2 protein-coding genes and 1 pseudogene are annotated in these 2,942 nt (G+C 65.3%); 1 reads left to right on the forward strand and 2 read right to left on the reverse strand.

The features are described 5' to 3' along the window. On the reverse strand, nt 1–902 hold a 902-nt coding region (gene sucD / locus AC2VOG_RS18125), incomplete at its 3' end, for a succinate--CoA ligase subunit alpha (protein ID WP_486941224.1). Between the two features lie 17 nt (nt 903–919). Beyond that, complete coding sequence (gene sucC, locus AC2VOG_RS18130; RefSeq protein WP_486941225.1) at nt 920–2,083, reverse strand: ADP-forming succinate--CoA ligase subunit beta; 1,164 nt, start codon at nt 2,081–2,083, stop codon at nt 920–922. A 267-nt stretch (nt 2,084–2,350) separates the two neighbouring features. On the opposite strand from sucC, the pseudogene AC2VOG_RS18135 reads away from it, so the two are divergent. Further along, nucleotides 2,351–2,942 (forward strand): annotated as a pseudogene (locus tag AC2VOG_RS18135) (M23 family peptidase); the annotation flags it as partial.

Below are 2,942 nucleotides of genomic sequence, written 5' to 3' on the forward strand. Positions count from 1 at the left end.
TACAGGCTCTCCAGGATGTGCCGCGCCAGCGCGGCGGTCTCCGACGGCGTCTTGCCAACCTTCACACCAGCGGCCTCGAGGGCTTCCTTCTTGGCCGCTGCGGTGCCCGACGAGCCGGACACGATGGCACCGGCGTGGCCCATCGTCTTGCCTTCGGGTGCGGTGAATCCCGCGACATAACCGACGACCGGCTTGGACACGTTGGCCTTGATGTAGTCGGCGGCGCGCTCCTCGGCGTCGCCACCGATCTCGCCGATCATCACGATGATCTTGGTGTCGGGGTCTTTTTCGAACGCCTCGATCGCGTCGATGTGGGTGGTGCCGATTACCGGGTCACCGCCGATGCCGATCGAGGTGGAGAACCCGAAATCGCGCAGCTCGTACATCATCTGGTAGGTCAGCGTGCCGGACTTGGACACCAGACCGACCGGCCCGGGCCCGGAGATGTTGGCCGGGGTGATACCGACCAGCGCCTGCCCCGGGGTGATGATGCCCGGGCAGTTCGGGCCGATGATCCGCGTCTTGTTGCCCTTGGACTGGTTGTAGGCCCACGCATATGCGCTGTCCTGCACCGGGATTCCCTCGGTGATGACGACCAGCAGCGGGATCTCGGCGTCGATCGCCTCGATGATCGCATCCTTGGCGTAGACCGGCGGCACGAAGATGATCGAGACGTCGGCACCGGTCTTCTCGATCGCCTCTTTGACGCTGCCGAAAACCGGCAGTTCCACCGGCTCGTCGTTGACGTTCTTGTGCGCGACGGTAGTGCCGGCCTTGCGCGCGTTGACGCCGCCGACGATGTGGGTGCCGGCCTTGAGCATCCGGGCGGTGTGCTTGGTGGCCTCGGAGCCGGTGATGCCCTGGACGACGACCTTGTTGTCTTTGGTCAGGAAAATTGCCATGCGGTCATGTCTCCTTATCAGGCGCTGGCCAACTGGGCGGCCTTGTCGGCGGCCTCGTCCATCGTGGGCACCAGCGTCACCAGCGGGTGGTTGGCCTCGGTCAGAATTCGCCGGCCTTCGTCGACGTTGTTGCCGTCAAGACGCACGACGAGCGGCTTGTTGGCCTCGTCGCCGAGCATCTCCAGCGCCTTGACGATCCCGGCGGCAACGGCGTCACACGAGGTGATGCCGCCGAAGACGTTCACGAACACACTCTTGACCTGCGCGTCGCCCAGGATGACGTCCAGTCCCGCGGCCATCACCTCGGCCGATGCGCCACCGCCGATGTCGAGGAAGTTGGCCGGCTTCACCCCGCCGTGCTTCTCGCCGGCGTAGGCGACGACGTCGAGCGTCGACATGACCAGGCCCGCGCCGTTGCCGATGATGCCCACCTGGCCGTCGAGCTTGACGTAGTTGAGGTCATGCTCTTTGGCCTTGAGCTCCAGCGGGTCGGTGGCGTCGCGGTCCTCGAACTCCACATGGCCGGGCTGCCGGAAATCGGCGTTGCCGTCGAGCGTCACCTTGCCGTCCAGCGCCAGGATCTGATTGTCGGGCGTCCGGACCAGCGGGTTGACCTCGACCAGCGTGGCGTCCTCGCCGACGAACACGTCCCACAGCTTGGAGATGGTCACCGCCGCCGCGTCGAGCACCTCGGCCGGCAGGTGGCCCTGCTCGGCGATCGAACGGGCGAACGCGACGTCGACGCCCTTGACGGCGTCGACCGGGACCTTGGCCAGTCGCTCGGGCTTGGTGGCCGCGACCTCTTCGATCTCCATGCCGCCCTCGACCGAGCACATGGCCAGGTAGGTGCGGTTGGCCCGGTCCAGCAGGAAGGAGATGTAGTACTCCTCGGCGATGTCACTGGCCTGCGCGACCAGCAGCTTCTTCACGACGTGGCCCTTGATGTCCAGGCCGAGAATGTTCTTCGCGTGGTTGAAAGCGTCGTCGGGGGTCGCGGCGTACTTCACACCACCGGCCTTGCCTCGTCCACCGGCTTTGACCTGGGCTTTGACCATCACGGGATGCCCGATCTCCGCGGCGATGGCCTTGGCCCCGTCGGCGGTGTCGGTCACCCGGCCGGGTGTGGTGGGGACGTCGTGCTTGGCGAACAGCTCTTTTGCCTGGTACTCGAAAAGATCCATGGGCTCACTTCTGTGTGTCGGCCTAGTTTTTCCGTTTCCACGCGAGCCCGGAGTATTCCGTTGCCCGCTTGCGGGAACTGTATCGAGAGGGGCCAAAGGTTCCATCGTCGGCATCGGCCGATGTGGCAGATCTCACCGATGCCCGGTGGGTGATACAAATCACATTCCCGGCCGGATTTTGGGCTTCGCTTGCCACGCTTCGCGGTCGCCGGTTAACGTCTCAGGGTCCAGATAACGTTATGGTTACGCCTCGAAGGACAAATCACGTTGGCTCAGCAACACTCGACTCTGTCTCCTGCGCGAGGAGAACTCTCCGGGTCGCGCGAGCGCAGGTCGACGCTCCACCCCAACGAAGTCACGGACATCATCCCGTTCAACGAATTCGGGAAGCTTGCCGATTCGGACTTCAGTGACAACTCAGCTTTCGAGAAGGAAGCGCAGGTCCTGAGCGCACCCGAGCTCGATGACCTCGACGACACCGACAACCTTCGCGTCCTGGACCTGATCGGTCCCAGCGTCTCCGAGCATCGCCTGAACCCGCTCGAGCGGGGCCGAATGCGCGCCCGCGGCGGGTTGGAATCGACGGCCACTCACGGCCAGCACCGCAAACAACTCTCCGGAGCCACCCGCGGCCGCGTTTTGATCAGCGCGATGGCCGCCGGCGCCGCCGCAGCGGCCGCACACTCGGCCACCGAGACCCCTCAGCACACCAAAGCCGCGACCGTGCTCGCCGCCCAGACCGCCCAGACCGGCCCGATCACTACCTCCGACGGCGGTATGCAGCTCGTCACCGTGCGGCCGGCTGCCAACGTCGCCGTGCACAACGCCGAATTGGCTCACGGCGTCGCGTTCGCTCAAG

The sequence above is a fragment of the Mycobacterium sp. TH-M11 genome, from assembly GCF_057473725.1.